The organism is Mycobacterium asiaticum, from assembly GCF_001673635.1.
In the GTDB taxonomy this organism is placed as follows: domain Bacteria; phylum Actinomycetota; class Actinomycetes; order Mycobacteriales; family Mycobacteriaceae; genus Mycobacterium; species Mycobacterium asiaticum_C.
This window is the reverse complement of record NZ_LZMH01000035.1, coordinates 282,813-299,280: the sequence shown is the minus strand read 5'-3', so window position 1 is coordinate 299,280 and position 16,468 is coordinate 282,813. Positions and strand designations below refer to the sequence as shown.

The window sequence follows — 16,468 nt, the reverse complement described above, 5'->3', positions numbered from 1 at the left end:
AACTTTGACGGACCTGCGAACGCGTGTTCGATAGGTCCCCGGGGTGAGCAGACGCGAACCCCCCCCCCCGGGGGGGGTGGGGGTTGTTTGCGGGTCTGCTCGCGCCAGCCTAGAGGCGGCTCTCTAGGCTTAGATGGTCGATGTGCAGAGGCGACCAACGGAGGTGCTCGCGTGAGATCCAGCGATATCCGGATCCGCGAGGCCAAGCCGAAGGATTACGCCAGGGTGGCGGCCATGCACTATCCGGCGTGGCGCCAGTCCTGGAAGGGCATCGTGGCCACGCACGTGCTGGACATGATCGGGACCCCTAGGACGTGGGTGGACACGCTGTACCCGACCACTCTCAAGCGGGGCGGCTGGAGCATGTGGATGGCCGAGGCTCGCGGCAAATTGCTCGGCATGATCCTGTTCGGGCCGGACCTGTCGAACCCCAATGACATTCAGATCGACGCGCTCTACATCTCCGACGAGCATCAACGGCATGGCGTCGGCGGCCTGCTGCTGAACAAGGCGCTGCGCGCCTTCCCCGACAACGACATGATTCTGTGGTGCGCCGAGAAAAACCAGAAGGCCCGCGACTTCTACGAGAAGAAGGGCTTCGAGCTCGACGGCCGCACCTACAGCTGGAAGCCACTGCCCGGCGTGAGTGTGCCGCACGTTGGCTACCGGCTGTATCGCGCGGCGCCGGTGGTGACCGGGCCACCGGCCATCGTCTCGCTGATCGCGCCACCACCGAACCTGGCGCCCGAACCGGAGGCGCCCGCGCCTGCCGAGGCGCCCGAACCGCAGGCGGCCGCGCCCGCCGAGGCGCCCGAACCGCAGGCGGCCGCGCCTGCCGAGGCGCCCGAACCGGAGCCAATTGAGCCACCACCAGCCGAACCGCCCACCGCCACAGCCGAACCCCCGGTGGCCGCACCGGCAGAGCCGCAGGTGGAAACGCCTGAGCCGGTCGCCACACCGCCGGTGCAGCCACGCGTGATCACCCCGATCGAGCCGTACCCCCTGCAAGTCCCCCAGGATCAGCTCGACGATCTGCACCGACGTCTCAGCGCATCACGCTGGCCGGCCGAAATCGCCGGCACCGATTGGGATTACGGCACCGAGCAGGCGTTCCTCAGGGACGTCGTCGACCACTGGCTGCACCGCTACGACTGGCGCGCCGTCGAAGCCGAAGTCAACGCCATCGGCTCGTTCGTCACCGAGGCCACGGGTCAGCGAGTCCATTTCCTGCACGCCCGCTCAGACGAACCGCACGCCATACCGCTGGCCATCACGCACGGCTGGCCCGGCTCGATCGTCGAGTTCCTCGATGCAATGCCGTTGCTGCAGAAGCGGTTCCATGTGGTGCTGGTGTCGATGCCCGGTTACGGCTTCTCCGGTCCAACCCGGGAGAAGGGTGTTGACGTCGCCCGCATCGCGGCTGCGGTTGACGATGTGATGTCGCAACTCGGCTACGAGCGTTACGTCGCCCAGGGCGGTGACTGGGGCGCCCTGGTCACGAAGTACCTCGGCGAGCACTACTCGCAGCATGTCGCGGCGATCCACACGAACATGCTGTTCGCACCGCCCGACCAGAACGACCCCGAACTCCTGGCGAACATCACCGAAACCGAACTCGCCGCCATCTCGGCCAGCCTGGAGCGGGTCAAGGACGGCACCGCATACATGGAAATCCAGTCCACGCGCCCACATTCGCTGGGCTTCGGCCTCGACGATTCACCGCTGGGCCTGGCGGGCTGGATACTCGAGAAGTTCCACGCCTGGTGCGACATCCGGGAAGGCATGCCGATCCGCACCGATCGGCTCATCGACAACCTGATGTTCTACTGGCTCACCGGCACGGCCACGTCGGCAGCCCGGCTCTACTGCGAAGCCCGACGGGCCGGGACGTCGGCGCTCGACGAATGGAGCGGTCGGGTGGATGTCCCAACCGGATACGCCGTCTACCCGGGCGAGCTGTTGCAGACACCACGGGCGTGGGCCGCCGCGCGCTACAACCTGGTGCATTACTCGGTGTACGACCGCGGCGGTCATTTCGCCGCGTTCGAACAACCCGGGCTGTTCGCCGCCGATCTGGCGCGATTCGCCGACGTCCTGCGGGAGGAGGGTGTGTTCTAGGCGTCGATGACGACCCGCGCACCGTCGGAGCGCGAGACGCAGACCAGCATCTCGTCGTCACCTTCGGCGGTGCGGCCGCGCCGATCAACCTGCCCGGCAACGACTTTGACCTTGCACGTGCCGCAAAATCCCTGCTGACAGGAATAGGCGGTTGTCGGGTCGCGGTCGAGCATCACCTCCAGCGCCGAGCGATTGGCCGGGACGCTGAGAACCTCTCCGGATCTGGCGAGTTCCAATTCAAAAGGGCCGCCGTCGACGATGGGCGCGGGGCTGAACCGCTCGTAGTGCAACGGCGCGTTGGCGTACTGGTTGCGGGCGACGCGAACGGCTTCCAGCATCCCGGCCGGCCCGCAGACGTACACCGCCGTCGTCGGCCCGGCATCGGCCAGCAGGTCCTCGATGGACGCGAAACCGCCGCGCTCGTCGTCGGCCCACACGGTGACGCGGTCGGGCGCCACCGCCAGCACCTCGTCCAGCAGTGGCATGTACTCGCGGCTGCGGCCGGCATATATTGCCCGCCAATTGATTCCGCGCTGCGCGGCCGCGCGGATCATCGGCAGGATCGGTGTCACGCCAATGCCGCCGATCACGAACAGCACGTCGTGCTCGGACGTGCCGAGATAGAACGCGTTGCGCGGGCCTTCGAAAACCAGCGTGTCGCCCACGTCGAACGCGTCGTGCATCTCGATCGAACCGCCGCCGCCGTCGGGAATGCGGCGGACGGCGATGCGGTAGTCGGTGCGCCGTCCGGGCGGGCCGCACAGCGAGTACTGCCGGCGACGGCCCGAGGGCAACTGGACGTCGATGTGCCCGCCCGGCGTCCAGGACGGCAGCAATCCCCCGTCCGGGTCGGCCAGCGTCAAGGCGACCACGTCCGGCGCCACGCGGACACGCTCAATGACCTTGGCGCTGTGCGTCCTTCGCACCACCGGCACCCGCGAGGGCTTCCACCGGGACGCCGCCGAAAGCCCGCCCATCACCGTGCGCACCCCCCACAGCACGGTGTAGAAGCGATCACGCTCTCGCCGCCCGTATAGATCGGCGGGCCTGCTCGTCCAAATACTGTCCGGCACCGTCAATCCCTACTGCTGCCGGATGTCCAGCCGGGCCAGCAACCGGATCACCGACGGGCTGATCCGCCGCATCGCGTAGCCGACCCATGACTCCGGTGCGACCGGCAACACCGGCGGGCCGGTCTTGATGGATTTGACGATCGCCCGCGCGGTGGCTTCGGGGGTGAAGTTCCGCCGCCGGTACGTCGCGTCGGCCTTCGCCCGGGCCCGCTCCTGCTGTTCGGTCGACATCCCGGCGTACACCGTACTTTTGGCGATGTTGGTGTTGACGAAGCCGGGACACACCGCGGTCACGGCGATGCCCTCGTCGGCGAAGTCGGCACGTAGCGCCTCGCTGAAGGCCAGCACCGCCGCCTTCGTGGTGGTGTAGGCGATCATGGATTTCGACGGCAGGAACGCCGAGGCCGACGAGATGTTGATGATCGTCCCGCCCTCGCCGCGCTCCACCATCTGAGCACCGAAGGCCCGGCTGCCGGTGATGACGCTGCGCACGTTGACCGCCATGATGGCGTCCCAGTGTTCCGGGGTGGTCTCCAAGAACCGTCCGGCCATGCCGATTCCGGCGTTGTTCACCAGGATGTCAACCACCCCGTGCTTGCTACGTACTTGCGCGGCAAGGTCATTCATCGCCGCTTCATCGGTGACGTCGACCTGGTACACCGCGGCCTCCGCGCAGGCGGCACGCACCGCGTCGGCGGTCTCGTTGGCGGCGGCCAGGTCGCGGTCCACGATCACCACCGTGTGGGCGCCACTGCGGGCCAGTTCGACGGCGGTCGCGCGGCCGATGCCCGCGCCAGCCCCGGTGACCAGCGCCAGCTTCCCCCGGACATCGCGTGGGCCACTGCGCATCTCCGACGGCACCCCGTCCGGGATAGCGCCGTTGACGCGTTCGACCCACTCCCCGACCAACCGGGCGATCACCTCGGGTCGCGATGTCACCATCCAGTGCCCGCCCTGCACCGGAACCACCCTGCCACCGGAGGTCATCGCGCCCATGAACCGCTGCAGCGCTCCGGTGATGAACGCGTCCTTGCTCGGTACCAGCACCTGCACCGGGACGCTGGTTCGCGGCAGATCGTCACCGGGTGACACCAGCGGACCGGGCAGGTTCTCCCGGTACAGGTTCAGCCCATTGACATAGTCACCGATCGAGCGCGGCGGCGACTCGTGACGGGTACGGATGCTCGACTGGCCGATGCGACCAAAAGCCTCAACGACTTTCACGCCCAGCCCGGAGCGGAAGGCCAGTTCGGGAACCCCCGGGCACAGGAAAAACCAGATGTATCCCGACGCCAGGATCTGCCGAGCCACCCCGGCGGCGGCCCGCGGCGTGCGGGCCGAATGTAGGAACCGGCCCGCGTATTCCAGATGGGGGCCGGAGATGGACGTGAAGGACGCCACCTTGGGTGAGACCGAGTCGTCGGTCACCGCCGCCCAGCCCTGCACCGAGCCCCAGTCGTGCGCCAGCAGATGCACCCGGTCCACGCCGAGGCTGTCGATCACCGTGGCCACGTCGGATATCAGTTGCGGCAGCCGGTATCCGGAACGCTCTGCCGGAGCTGATGATTCACCGGCGCCGCGCACATCGTAGGCCACCACGTTATAGCGCTGGGACAGCACCTCGGCCACACCGTCCCAGATCCGGTGGTTATCGGGATAGCCGTGAATCGCCAGAATCGTGGGACGGTCGGGATCGATGTCGTTGTACCGGTGCACCGCCAGGGCGACACCGTCGGACGCGGTAACGATCGTCATAGGTCAGTGCGACGCCCGCGCGGCCGGCGACACGGCAAGGTAGTTCACGGCGCGGTCCAGCCCGCCCAGCTCGGAGGGGTGGAACCCGGGCCGGTAGTAGGACCCGACCACCCGGATCAACCGGAACGGTCCGGGGACCAGGCCCCGGCGCGCCGCCCTGAAATAGTCGCGCCAGCGCGGCTTGGCGCCGGCCGGCACGCACGGGTCCACCGAGAACATGAACTTCACGCCGCGGATCCACAGCAGCAGTAGCACCGGTGTCACCGCGAACTGCGCCCGGACCTGCCGCCAATACCCGGCCCGCAGATGCTTCACCGTGTCGAACGCGACGGCCTTGTGCTCGACTTCCTCGGCGCCGTGCCACCGCAACATGTCCAGCATCACCGGATGCGCACCCACCGCGTCCAGGGCCGGCGAATCCAGGATCCATTCGCCCAGCACGGCGGTGTAGTGCTCGATGGCCGAGATGAACGCGACCTGCTCGAGCAGCCAGCTGTGTTGGCGGCGCTCGCTACGATGCGGCCGCTCGCCAAGCAGCTGTTCGAACAGCCACCTGATCTGGTCGGTGAACGGGGTCAGGTCGATGCCTTGCGCGTCGAAGTGCGCCAGCACCCCCGAATGCGCCTGCGAGTGCATCGCCTCCTGGCCGATGAAACCCTGAACGTCCAGCCGCAGCTGGTCATCCTTGATCAACGGCAGGGTCTTCTTGAAGACCTGGACGAAGAACTCCTCGCCGGCGGGCAGCAGCAGGTGTAGGACGTTGAGCACGTGGGTGGCCAACGGCTCGCCGGGGACATAGTGAAATGGCAGGTCAGACCAGTCGAACTCGACGTTGCGCGCCTCGAGGACGAGCCGCTCGTGGTCAGCGGCGTCCGATTCCCTGGAGTGTGGGCCCACGGCCCGGTCATCGACGATCGACATTGCGGCCCCCTTGCCTCGCTTGAAGGCAAGTGTACTGAAACGGGCAGGTATGCGGTACCCGCGGTACTACCTTTTCTCGGCGCGCTCCTTGAGGCGCTGCAGCGTGATGTCGATGTTCTTACGGTTTTCAGCGTCCCGGTCGGCGACGCCGGTGGCCTGTTTGGCGAGCTTGCGGAACCAGCCGGGCCGCCGGTCCCAGGTGCTTTCGGTGACGCGGCAGCCACCGTCGGCCGGCTCGATGTCGTACTGCCACCGCGCGATTGGCAGCACCGTGTGCCGCACTTCGAACGCGAACGCACGACCCGGGTCCGCGTCGGTCACGGTGCACTTGGTGGTCCAGCGCTTGCGACCGTTTTCGTTGTGGCCGACGAACACCGCCCCCTCGGTGACCGCCTCGCCCTTTCGCCATTCCATCGAAACCGCCTCCTCGGCCAATTGGGCCAGGGTCGGGAGATCGGTGATCATGCCGTACACCGCCTCCGGAGTGGCTGCGATCTGCACGGTTGCCGAAGCTGACGGTTCGCTCATCGGCCGATCATAGCCACGGCCCCGATGCGCGAGAGAGTCGCGCACTCGCCGGATCTTCTACACAATTGAGGGGACAACCCGATCTCCGGCAGGAGGCCAGCATGCGAGTAGGCATTCCGACCGAGGCCAAGAACAACGAGTTCCGGGTTGCCATCACTCCCGCCGGCGTCGCCGCATTGACCCACCGCGGGCACGAGGTGCTGATCCAGGCCGGCGCCGGCGAAGGATCGTCGATCAGCGACGCGGAGTTCAAAGCGGCCGGCGCCCAGATGCTGGCCACGGCCGCGCAGGTATGGGCCGACGCCGATTTGATTCTCAAGGTGAAAGAGCCGATTCCGGCCGAATACGGCAGCCTGCGACGGCATCAGACGCTGTTCACTTATCTCCATCTCGCGGCATCGCGGTCCTGCACCGATGCGCTGCTGTCGGCCGGAACCACGTCCATCGCCTACGAGACCGTGCAGACCGCCGACGGCGCTTTGCCGCTGCTTGCGCCGATGAGCGAGGTGGCCGGACGGCTCGCCGCTCAGGTCGGCGCGTATCACCTGATGCGCACCCAGGGCGGGCGCGGGGTGCTGATGGGCGGGGTGCCGGGTGTCAAGCCCGCCGACATCGTCGTGATCGGCGGCGGCACAGCGGGTTACAACGCCGCCCGGATCGCCAGCGGCATGGGCGGGTCGGTGATGCTGCTCGACGTCAATATCAACAAGCTCCGGTTGCTGGACGCGGAGTTCGCCGGTCGCATCAGCACCCGTTACTCGTCCCGCTACGAGCTCGAAGGTGCGGTCAAACGCGCCGAACTGGTGATCGGCGCGGTACTGGTGCCGGGCGCCAAAGCTCCCAGTTTGATCTCCAATTCGCTTGTCGCGCAGATGAAACCCGGAGCGGTGCTGGTGGACGTTTCGATCGATCAAGGCGGTTGCTTCGAGGATTCCCGGCCCACCACCCACGACGACCCGACGTTCGCCGTGCACGACACGCTGTTCTACTGCGTGGCGAACATGCCCAGCGCGGTACCCAAGACATCGACTTATGCGCTGACCAACGCGACCATCCCCTATGTGCTCAGGCTGGCCGACCAGGGTTGGCAGGACGCCTGCCGAACGGATCCCGCTCTGGCCAAAGGGCTTTCGACGCATGACGGAGCGCTGGTGTCGCAGCAGGTGGCTGCCGACCTCGAGTTGCCGTTCACCGATCCGGCCACCGTGCTCGCGGCGTGAGCGCCTACCGCACGTAGGGGGCCAGGGCCGTGACGATATCGGCGGCCGGTCCGGCGGACGCCTCCCGGTAGGCTTCGCCGGCCCACAAATTCGTGCCGTGCGGATCCTCTTCCCGGATGGCCGCCGCCCGGATCGGCTTGGTCATCTGGTTCACCTCCGGATAGCCAAGCGGCGCAACGTGATCCAGCAGCCGAGTGAAGTTGTTCGCCAGGCCGCGGGCATAGCGGCCGGAGAACGCGCGGGTGACCACGGTCGAGTCGAAGGCCGGGTTCTTCAGGGCGACGCGGTAGGCGGGGTGCGTACCGGCTTCGTCGGCGAGCAGCAGCGCGGTGCCGATCTGCGCGGCCACCGCGCCCCGGCGCAGCACCGCCGCGACGGCTTCCACGGTGCCCAGCCCGCCCGCCGCGATCAGCGGCACGTCGTGGGCGGCGCCGATCCGGTCGAGCAGTTGATGCAGCGACTCGGTACCCGGCTCCATATCGGGCGCAAAGGTCCCGCGGTGCCCGCCGGCCGCGGGCCCCTGGACCACCAGGTTGTCCGCACCGGCCGCAACGGCCACGCCGGCCTCATAAGCCGAAGTCACGGTGACCGACACCAGCAACCCCAGGGCGCTCAGCCGGCGGATGACATCGGGTGGTGGCGACCCGAAGGTGAAGGACACCATCTCGGGGCGGACGTCGGCTACCACCTCGAGTTTGCGTTCCCAATCGTCGTCGTCGCCGTGGACGGGGTGGCCCACCTCGACGTGGTAATGATCGGCAACCTCTTCGAGGTCTTCGGCGTAGTACTCCAGTTGCACCCAGTCCGCGACGCTGGGTTGGGGCACGAAGAGATTCGCCCCGATCGGGCCGGTGGTCGCCGCGCGCGCCGTGGCGATGGCCTCGGCGAACTGCTCGGCACTGAGGTAGCCACCGGCGACGAAGCCGAGGCCGCCCGCATTGGACACCGCCGCGGCCAGCGCGGGAGTACCCGGGCCACCGGCCATCGGCGCACCCACGATGGGCGCGGCAATATCCCAAAAACCCAATACCATCGGGCTAACTTACCATCGCTCGAAGTTGTTGCGGCAGCTGCCGTTTCGCGCTGTACGGGCCCAGGACGGCGGCGCCGAAGCGCTTGCTCAACAGCCGGTGGGCCACCGCGTTGACCTCGTCGAGCGTGACCCTTTCGATCTGCCGCAAGGTGTGCTCGATGGTGCGGTGGGCGCCGTAGTTCAGCTCACTGCGGCCGATGCGGCTCATCCGTGACCCGGAGTCCTCCAGGCCCAGCACCAGCCCGCCACGCAGCGAGCCCTTGGCGATGCGGCATTCGTCCTCGGTGATGCCGTCGCGCGCAACGGATTCCAGTACGTCGGTGGTCACTCGCATCACCTCGGCGAACCGGTCGGGCAGGCACGCCGCGTACACCGACAGCGCACCGCTGTCGGCGAAGATGTCCAGCGCCGAGTAGATCGAGTAGGCCAGGCCGCGTGACTCGCGAACCTCCTGGAACAACCGTGAACTCAACCCGCCGCCCAGCGCGGTGTGCAGCACCGAGAGCGCCCAGCGGTGCTCCCAGCCGCGGCCCGGAGTTCGCACGCCCAACGAGACATGGGTCTGTTCGGCGTCACGCTTGCCCAACACGAGGCCCGGGTTGCCGGCGATCCGGCCCGCCCCCTTGCGGGGCGCCACCGGGCGACGGCCGCGGATCAACCGGTCGGTGAAATGCGTCCGCGCCAGCGCGACGACCTCGTCGTGATCGACGTTGCCCGCCACCGCCAGGACCATTCGTTCCGGGGTGTAGCGCCGCAGGTGAAACGAGTGCAGCTGAGCCCGCGACATCGAGGACACCGACTGCGCGCTGCCGATCACCGGCCGGCCCACCGGGTGGTCGCCGAACAGCGCCGTCATGAACATGTCGGCCAGCGCGTCCTCGGGGTCGTCGTCGCGCATCGCGATCTCCTCGAGGACCACGTCGCGTTCCAGTTCGACGTCGTCGGCTGCGCACCGACCGTTGAGCACCACGTCGGAGACCAGGTCGACGGCCAGCGCCAGGTCAGTGTCCAGCACGTGCGCGTAGTAACAGGTGTGCTCCTTGGCGGTGAACGCGTTGAGCTCCCCGCCGACGGCGTCCATCGCTTGGGCGATGTCCACCGCCGTGCGGGTTGGCGTCGACTTGAACAGCAGGTGCTCGAGAAAGTGCGCCGCGCCGGCCACCGTGGTGCCCTCGTCGCGCGAACCCACACCGACCCAGACGCCGACCGATGCGGACCGCACCGCGGGCAGGTATTCGGTTACGACGCGCAGACCGCCGGGCAGGGTGGTGCGGCGCACTCCTCCTTTTTCCGGAGCCGGGGCGCCCCCGGGGTCAGCTGCTGACCGTGGCGGCATCTGCGGCTGGCGCTGCTCCGGAGTCGGCGGTTGCGGCGCCGGCGCTGTCCTCTTCCACCAGGACCAGCGAGATCTTGCCCCGCTTGTCGATGTCGGCGATCTCAACGCGCAGCTTGTCGCCGACGTTCACCACGTCCTCGACCTTGGCGATGCGCTTGCCCTTGCCCAGCTTGGAGATGTGGACCAAGCCGTCCCGACCGGGCAGCAGCGACACGAACGCGCCGAAATCGGTTGTCTTGACGACGGTTCCGAGGAACCGCTCGCCGACCGTCGGCAGCTGCGGGTTGGCGATGGCGTTGATCCGGTCGATCGCGGCCTGGGCGGACGGCCCGTCCGTGGCCCCGACGAACACGGTGCCGTCGTCCTCGATCGAGATCTGCGCGCCGGTCTCCTCGGTGATCGCGTTGATCACCTTGCCCTTGGGTCCGATGACCTCACCGATCTTGTCCACCGGCACCTTGATGGTGGTGACCCGGGGCGCGTACGGGCTCATCTCGTCCGGCGCGTCAATCGCCTCGGCCATAACCTCGAGGATGGTCAGGCGCGCGTCCTTGGCCTGAGCCAGCGCACCCGCGAGCACCTGGGACGGGATGCCGTCCAGCTTGGTGTCCAGCTGCAGCGCGGTGACGAAGTCCTTGGTGCCGGCGCACTTGAAGTCCATGTCGCCGAACGCGTCCTCGGCACCCAGGATGTCGGTCAGGGTGACGTAGCGGGTTTCACCTTCGACGTCATCGGACACCAGACCCATCGCGATGCCGGCCACCGGCGCCTTCAGCGGCACCCCGGCGTTCAGCAGCGCCAGCGTGGACGCACAGACCGAACCCATCGAGGTGGAGCCGTTGGAGCCCAGTGCCTCGGAAACCTGGCGGATGGCGTAGGGGAACTCCTCGACGCTGGGCAGCACCGGCATCAGGGCCCGCTCGGCCAGCGCACCGTGCCCGATTTCGCGCCGCTTGGGCGAGCCCACCCGGCCGGTTTCACCGGTCGAATACGGCGGGAAGTTGTAGTGGTGCATGTACCGCTTGGAGGTTTCCGGTCCCAGCGAGTCGATCTGCTGGGCCATCTTCATCATGTCCAGCGTCGTGATGCCCAGGATCTGGGTCTCGCCGCGCTCGAACAGGGCGCTGCCGTGTGCCCGCGGCACCACCGCGACCTCGGCCGACAGCGCGCGGATGTCGGTGATGCCGCGACCGTCGATGCGGAAGTGGTCGGTCAGGATGCGCTGGCGGACCAGCTTCTTGGTCAGCGAGCGGAACGCGGCGCTGACCTCCTTCTCCCGGCCTTCGTAGGTGCCGGCGAGCCGCTCGAGGACCTCGGCCTTGAGCTCGTCGGTGCGCTGGTCGCGCTCGGCCTTGCCGCCGATGCTCAGCGCCTTGGCCAGCTCGTCGGTGGCTACCGAGGCCACCGAGTAGTAGACGTCTTCCTCGTAGGCCGGGAAGACGGGGTAGTCGCTGGTGGGCTTGGCGGCCGCGTCGGCGAGCTCCTGCTGCGCGGTGCACAGTGCGGAGATGAACGGCTTGGCGGCTTCCAGGCCCTCGGCCACGACGGTCTCCGTCGGCGCCTGCGCGCCGCCCTCGATGAGTTCGATGACGCCTTCGGTGGCCTCAGCCTCGACCATCATGATCGCGACGTCTTTGCTGTCACCCTCACCGACGATGCGGCCGGCGACCACCATGTCGAACACGGCGCGCTCGAGTTGCTCGACGGTGGGGAAAGCGACCCAGGTGCCGTCGATCAGAGCGACGCGCACGCCGCCGATGGGGCCGGAGAACGGCAGGCCGCCCAGCTGGGTGGACGCCGAGGCCGCGTTGATCGCCAGCACGTCGTACAGGTCGTTGGGATCCAGGCTCAGGATCGTCACCACGACCTGGATCTCGTTGCGCAGGCCGTCGACGAACGACGGGCGCAGCGGGCGGTCGATGAGCCGGCAGGTCAGGATCGCGTCGGTAGACGGGCGGCCCTCACGGCGGAAGAACGAGCCGGGGATGCGACCGGCGGCATACATCCGCTCTTCGACGTCCACCGTCAGCGGGAAGAAGTCGAAATGGTCCTTGGGGTTTTTGCTGGCGGTCGTCGCCGACAGCAGCATGTTCTCGTCGTCGAGGTAGGCGACGACGGCGCCGGCGGCCTGTTGGGCCAGGCGGCCGGTCTCGAAACGGACGGTGCGGGTACCGAAGCTTCCGTTGTCGATCGTGGCGGTCGTCTCGAATACGCCTTCTTCAATTTCAGTCGCAGACATGACGTCAGTGCGGCCTCTCTGTCATTCAGCTGTTTCGCGAGTCGGTGCGCAACACGAAGCGTGCTCGGCGAGAGCGTCAAGAAGCGGAGTCTGAATGCGGCTACGGCCATCGATCGAAGCGGCCGACCTTCCCTCTTAATCCGGGGAGCCCGGCAGCCACTACCGAAGACCGCCCGATCAGACCGGGCTGCTCGCTCGCGACATGCTCAGCGACTCGCTGGAACGGCACATGCGGATCTGCGTGGACCGCACCAGCTGTTCGGGCCGACACGGCCCAGAACGTCCTAACTGTACACCGGGTACCCCCGACCTCTACGAATCTCTACGTGCGCGGTCCGTTGCTGACGTCTTCGACGCACACGGCGAACCGGCGCGCCGGGTAGGCGTAACCGAGCCCGCTGGCGCACTGGTCGACGCTGACGGGCGGGTTGAGATCACGCAGTATCTGGGTGGCACGATGCCGGTGCGGCACCGAGGCGTCGCCACAGTCGACGCGGAACGGGTCGGTGCGGTGGTGGGGGTCGACGCTCATGCAGCCGCCGATCACCCAGTCGATGTCCAGGCAGAGGGTGTTGCGGTCGCCGCTCATCGAGTTGTGCGCCGTGTAGTAGGAGTCCACGTCGGTCGGGCATTCGGCCCGGTCGCCGACGAGAGCCGCGACCTTGAAGTTGGACTGTGGGCCACCGCACAGCGCCTTGGCGGCTTGCGGACGGTCGGGCGTCCCGCCGAGACTGAGACACTCCCCCACTTTGAATTCGGTGAGGTTGGGTCCTTTGCTCCCCGCCGAACACCCCGTCAATGCGCCGACCACGCTGGCTAGCGCGATCAGGGCGCGCATCGCGCCATGGTTCAGCGGCGCAGACCCAGGCGCTCGATCAGCGAACGGTAACGCTCCACGTCCACCTGGGTGAGGTACTTGACCAGCCGCTTGCGGCGCCCCACCAGCAGCAACAAGCCGCGGCGCGAGTGGTGGTCATGCTTGTGGACTTTGAGGTGCTCGGTGAGGTCCGCGATGCGCTTGGTCAACAGCGCGATCTGCGCCTCCGGCGATCCGGTGTCGGTCTCGTGCAGACCGTAGGACTTTAGAATTTCTTTTTTCTGCTCGGCAGTAAGCGCCACGAAACAACTCCATCAATAGGTCCGCGATCAGGATTTTCCCGGCGCGGCCACCGCGAACCGCAGCACGCGCCGATGTCGTCGGGCAGTCTAGCAGCGCGCCTGGGTCACCGACTAACTCAGCAGCGCACGGGTTCGCTCGGTGTCGTTGCCGATCTCTTTGATCAGCTCGGGCACCGAGTCGAACTTCAGCTGGCCGCGGATGCGGGCGACGAAGTCCAGCGCGACATGCTGGCCGTACAGATCGGCGTCGGCGTCCAGTACGAACGCCTCCACCGTGCGGGTGCGGCCGGAGAACGTCGGATTGGTGCCGACCGACACCGCAGCCTGGTAGCGCTCACCGGGGACGACGGTGCCGGTGGCCGGCCCGTGCCCGAGCACCGTGAACCAGGCGGCGTACACGCCGTCGGCCGGGATCGCGGCATACATCGGCGGCGCCACGTTCGCGGTCGGATAGCCCAGCTCCACGCCGCGCCCATAGCCGCGCACCACCACACCCTCGACGCGGTGGGGGCGGCCCAGCGCTTCGCTGGCCGCACCCATGTCGCCGGCGTCCACGCAGGACCGGATGTAGGTCGACGAGAACGTCACGGTCTCGTTGCTGTGGTGTTCGGACAGCAGCGACATCGACTCGACCGCGAACCCGAACCGCTCACCCGCGCGGCGCAGGGTCTCGACGTTGCCGGCCGCCTTCTTGCCGAAGGTGAAGTTCTCCCCCACCACCACCTCCACCACGTGCAGGTTCTCGACCAGCAGCTCGTGCACGTAGCGCTCGGGAGTGAGCTTCATGAAGTCGGGGGTGAACGGCATGACCAGGAAGACGTCGATGCCGAGTTCCTCGACCAGTTCGGCGCGGCGGGTCAGGGTGGTCAGCTGCGCCGGGTGGCTGCCGGGGTAGACGACCTCCATCGGGTGCGGGTCGAACGTCATCAGCACCGACGGCACGTCGCGGGCACGGGCGGCCTTCACCGCGTGCGCGATCAGCTCGGCATGCCCCCGGTGCACACCGTCAAAGACCCCTATGGTCAGCACGCACCTGCCCCAGTCCGTGGGGATCTCGTCCTGGCCACGCCACCGCTGCACGACCGCAAGCCTACGGCGTGACCGCCCGCGACAAATCTCGTGGCAGGCAACCTGCCCGCCGCGACGCGGATTTAGGCCTGCATTGCCTAAGATTTGTTGTTGTGAGGGCTGACGAAGAGCCTGGCGGGCTCACCGCGGTCGCCCAGGACTACCTGAAAGTCATTTGGACGGTCCAGGAGTGGTCGCCGGACGGGGCTCCGCAAAAGGTGAGCACCAAGCTGCTGGCCGAAAAGCTCGGGGTGTCCGCCAGCACCGCCTCGGAGTCCATCCGCCGCCTCGCCGAGCAGGGTCTGGTCGACCACGAGAAATACGGCGCGGTGACGCTGACCGAGTCGGGACGGCGCGCGGCGCTGGCGATGGTGCGCCGGCACCGGTTGCTGGAAACGTTCCTCGTCGACGAGCTCGGCTACGGCTGGGATGAGGTGCATGACGAGGCCGAGATCCTCGAGCACGCCGTCTCGGATCGGATGATGGCCCGGATCGACGCCAAGCTCGGCTTTCCCCAGCGCGATCCGCACGGTGACCCGATCCCGGCCATCGACGGTCAGGTGCCCACCCCGCCGGCCCGGCAACTGTGGGTCTGCGACGACGGCGACACCGGAAAGGTCGCCCGCATCTCCGACGCCGACCCGGAGATGCTGCGGTACTTCGACAGCGTCGGCATCAACCTGGACTCGCGAGTGCGGGTGCTGGCCCGGCGTGAATTCGCCGGGATGATCTCGGTGTCGATCGAATCCGATGATGGCGCGGCGACCACCGTCGATCTGGGCAGTCCGGCGGCCCGGTCGATCTGGGTGGTGGGCTAGGCCCTACCGCTCGGCGCGCTGGTAGGCGGTGACGACGGCCGCGCCGCCCAGACCGATGTTGTGCTGCAGCGCCGCTGTCACGTTGTCGACCTGACGCTTGTCGGCGGTGCCGCGCAGCTGCCAGGTCAATTCCGAGCACTGCGCCAGCCCCGTCGCCCCCAGCGGGTGTCCCTTGGAGATGAGCCCGCCCGACGGATTGACCACCCAGCGTCCGCCGTAGGTGGTCTGGTTGTCGTCGATCAGCTTCGGGGCCTCGCCCTCGCCGCACAGCCCGAGCGCTTCGTAGAGCAGCAGCTCGTTGGCGGAGAAGCAGTCGTGCAGCTCGATCACCTGGAAATCCTCGGGACCGAGCCCGGACTGCTGGTAAACCCGTTGCGCCGCTTGCACATTCATGTCATGACCGATGATGTTGCGGGCGCTGCCGTCAAAGGTTGACTCGAAGTCGGTGGTCATCGCCTGACCCACGATCTCCACGGCCTGGCCGGCGAGGTCGTGCGCAGCGACGTACTCCTCGCTGGCCAGCACCACCGCGGCCGAGCCGTCGGAGGTGGGCGAGCACTGCAGTTTGGTCAGCGGGTCGGAGATCATCTTCGCCGCCAGGATGTCGTCGAGGGTGTACTCCTCCTGGAACTGCGCGTACGGGTTGTTGACCGAATGCCGGTGGTTCTTCAGCCCGATCTTGGCGAAGTGCTCGGCGGTGGTGCCGTACTTCTTCATGTGCTCGCGCCCGGCCGCTCCGAACATCCACGGCGCCACCGGGAAGGCGAATTCGTCGATCTCGGCCAGCGCCTTGACGTGCCGGCCCATCGGCGATTCCCGGTCCTGGGCGCCGCCCTGCAACGCCCCGGGCTGCATCTTCTCGAACCCAAGCGCGAGTACGCAGTCGGCCAGACCACCGCGGATCGCTTGCGCGCCAAGGTATAACGCTGTCGAGCCCGTCGAGCAGTTGTTGTTGACGTTCACGATCGGGATGCCCGTCATGCCCAGTTCGTAGAGGGCGCGCTGCCCGGAGGTGGAGTCACCTGAGCAGTACCCGACGTAGCCCTGCTCGATCTCGGAGTAGTCGACCCCGGCGTCTTCGAGGGCTTTGGTGCCGGACTCCTTGGCCATCTGCGGGTAGTCCCAGCCTTCGCGGCGACCCGGCTTCTCGAATTTCGTCATCCCGACACCGACGACGAAAACTTTGTTGGCGCTCTTACTAGGCATCGTTGCCCCTTCCCACGCGGCTGAGCACAGTCTG

The 16,468-nt window shown here is 67.6% G+C and carries 14 protein-coding genes; 3 read left to right on the top strand and 11 right to left on the bottom strand.

Going from position 1 to position 16,468, the window contains the following annotated elements; translation table 11 throughout:
- The first annotated feature begins 171 nt into the window (after positions 1 to 171).
- Complete coding sequence (locus tag A5645_RS28595; protein ID WP_155767934.1) at positions 172 to 2,118, top strand: alpha/beta fold hydrolase; 1,947 nt, start codon at positions 172 to 174, stop codon at positions 2,116 to 2,118.
- Here A5645_RS28595 and A5645_RS09840 read toward each other — a convergent pair.
- From A5645_RS09840 to A5645_RS09825, 4 genes are all read right to left on the bottom strand, one after another.
- Entirely contained in the window at positions 2,115 to 3,197 is a 1,083-nt protein-coding gene (locus A5645_RS09840) for a PDR/VanB family oxidoreductase (protein WP_065129357.1), read from the bottom strand. The genes A5645_RS28595 and A5645_RS09840 overlap by 4 nt on opposite strands.
- 3 nt (positions 3,198 to 3,200) lie before the next feature.
- Positions 3,201 to 4,946, bottom strand: a complete 1,746-nt coding sequence (locus tag A5645_RS09835; RefSeq protein ID WP_065038190.1) for an SDR family oxidoreductase — start codon at positions 4,944 to 4,946, stop codon at positions 3,201 to 3,203.
- Positions 4,947 to 4,949: 3 nt separating this feature from the next.
- Positions 4,950 to 5,867: a metal-dependent hydrolase gene (locus A5645_RS09830; protein ID WP_065129356.1), complete on the bottom strand. Its 918-nt coding sequence runs from the start codon at positions 5,865 to 5,867 to the stop codon at positions 4,950 to 4,952.
- Positions 5,868 to 5,933: 66 nt separating this feature from the next.
- A complete protein-coding gene (locus A5645_RS09825; RefSeq protein ID WP_065038188.1) occupies positions 5,934 to 6,395 on the bottom strand; it encodes an SRPBCC family protein in 462 nt (153 codons plus the stop codon).
- A 101-nt stretch (positions 6,396 to 6,496) separates the two neighbouring features.
- On the opposite strand from A5645_RS09825, the gene ald reads away from it, so the two are divergent.
- The gene (ald, locus tag A5645_RS09820) at positions 6,497 to 7,615 is read left to right on the top strand and encodes an alanine dehydrogenase (protein ID WP_065038187.1); all 1,119 of its coding nucleotides are present in this window, start codon (positions 6,497 to 6,499) and stop codon (positions 7,613 to 7,615) included.
- A 4-nt stretch (positions 7,616 to 7,619) separates the two neighbouring features.
- Here ald and A5645_RS09815 read toward each other — a convergent pair whose 3' ends face one another.
- From A5645_RS09815 to A5645_RS09790, 6 genes are all read right to left on the bottom strand, one after another.
- Positions 7,620 to 8,648 (bottom strand): nitronate monooxygenase, encoded by a 1,029-nt coding sequence (locus tag A5645_RS09815; protein ID WP_065038186.1) that lies wholly within the window; start codon positions 8,646 to 8,648, stop codon positions 7,620 to 7,622.
- A gap of 4 nt (positions 8,649 to 8,652) precedes the next feature.
- Positions 8,653 to 9,984: a M16 family metallopeptidase gene (locus tag A5645_RS09810; protein WP_065038185.1), complete on the bottom strand. Its 1,332-nt coding sequence runs from the start codon at positions 9,982 to 9,984 to the stop codon at positions 8,653 to 8,655.
- Complete coding sequence (locus A5645_RS09805) at positions 9,962 to 12,223, bottom strand: polyribonucleotide nucleotidyltransferase (protein ID WP_065129355.1); 2,262 nt, start codon at positions 12,221 to 12,223, stop codon at positions 9,962 to 9,964. Before A5645_RS09805 ends, A5645_RS09810 begins: the two co-directional genes overlap by 23 nt.
- A 322-nt stretch (positions 12,224 to 12,545) precedes the next feature.
- Positions 12,546 to 13,061: an LppU family putative lipoprotein gene (gene lppU, locus A5645_RS09800; protein ID WP_065129354.1), complete on the bottom strand. Its 516-nt coding sequence runs from the start codon at positions 13,059 to 13,061 to the stop codon at positions 12,546 to 12,548.
- A gap of 11 nt (positions 13,062 to 13,072) precedes the next feature.
- Positions 13,073 to 13,342, bottom strand: a complete 270-nt coding sequence (gene rpsO, locus A5645_RS09795; RefSeq protein WP_036354818.1) for a 30S ribosomal protein S15 — start codon at positions 13,340 to 13,342, stop codon at positions 13,073 to 13,075.
- Positions 13,343 to 13,453: 111 nt separating this feature from the next.
- Positions 13,454 to 14,422, bottom strand: coding sequence for a bifunctional riboflavin kinase/FAD synthetase (locus A5645_RS09790; protein WP_065038181.1), 969 nt, complete (start codon positions 14,420 to 14,422; stop codon positions 13,454 to 13,456).
- Positions 14,423 to 14,523: 101 nt separating this feature from the next.
- On the opposite strand from A5645_RS09790, the gene mntR reads away from it, so the two are divergent.
- Positions 14,524 to 15,228, top strand: a complete 705-nt coding sequence (mntR, locus tag A5645_RS09785) for a manganese-binding transcriptional regulator MntR (RefSeq protein WP_065038180.1) — start codon at positions 14,524 to 14,526, stop codon at positions 15,226 to 15,228.
- A gap of 3 nt (positions 15,229 to 15,231) precedes the next feature.
- On the opposite strand, the gene A5645_RS09780 is transcribed toward mntR, so the two are convergent.
- Positions 15,232 to 16,434 carry a lipid-transfer protein gene (locus A5645_RS09780; protein WP_065038179.1) on the bottom strand — a complete coding sequence of 401 codons (1,203 nt, stop codon included), beginning with the start codon at positions 16,432 to 16,434 and terminating at the stop codon, positions 15,232 to 15,234.
- Between the last annotated feature and the right edge of the window lie 34 nt (positions 16,435 to 16,468).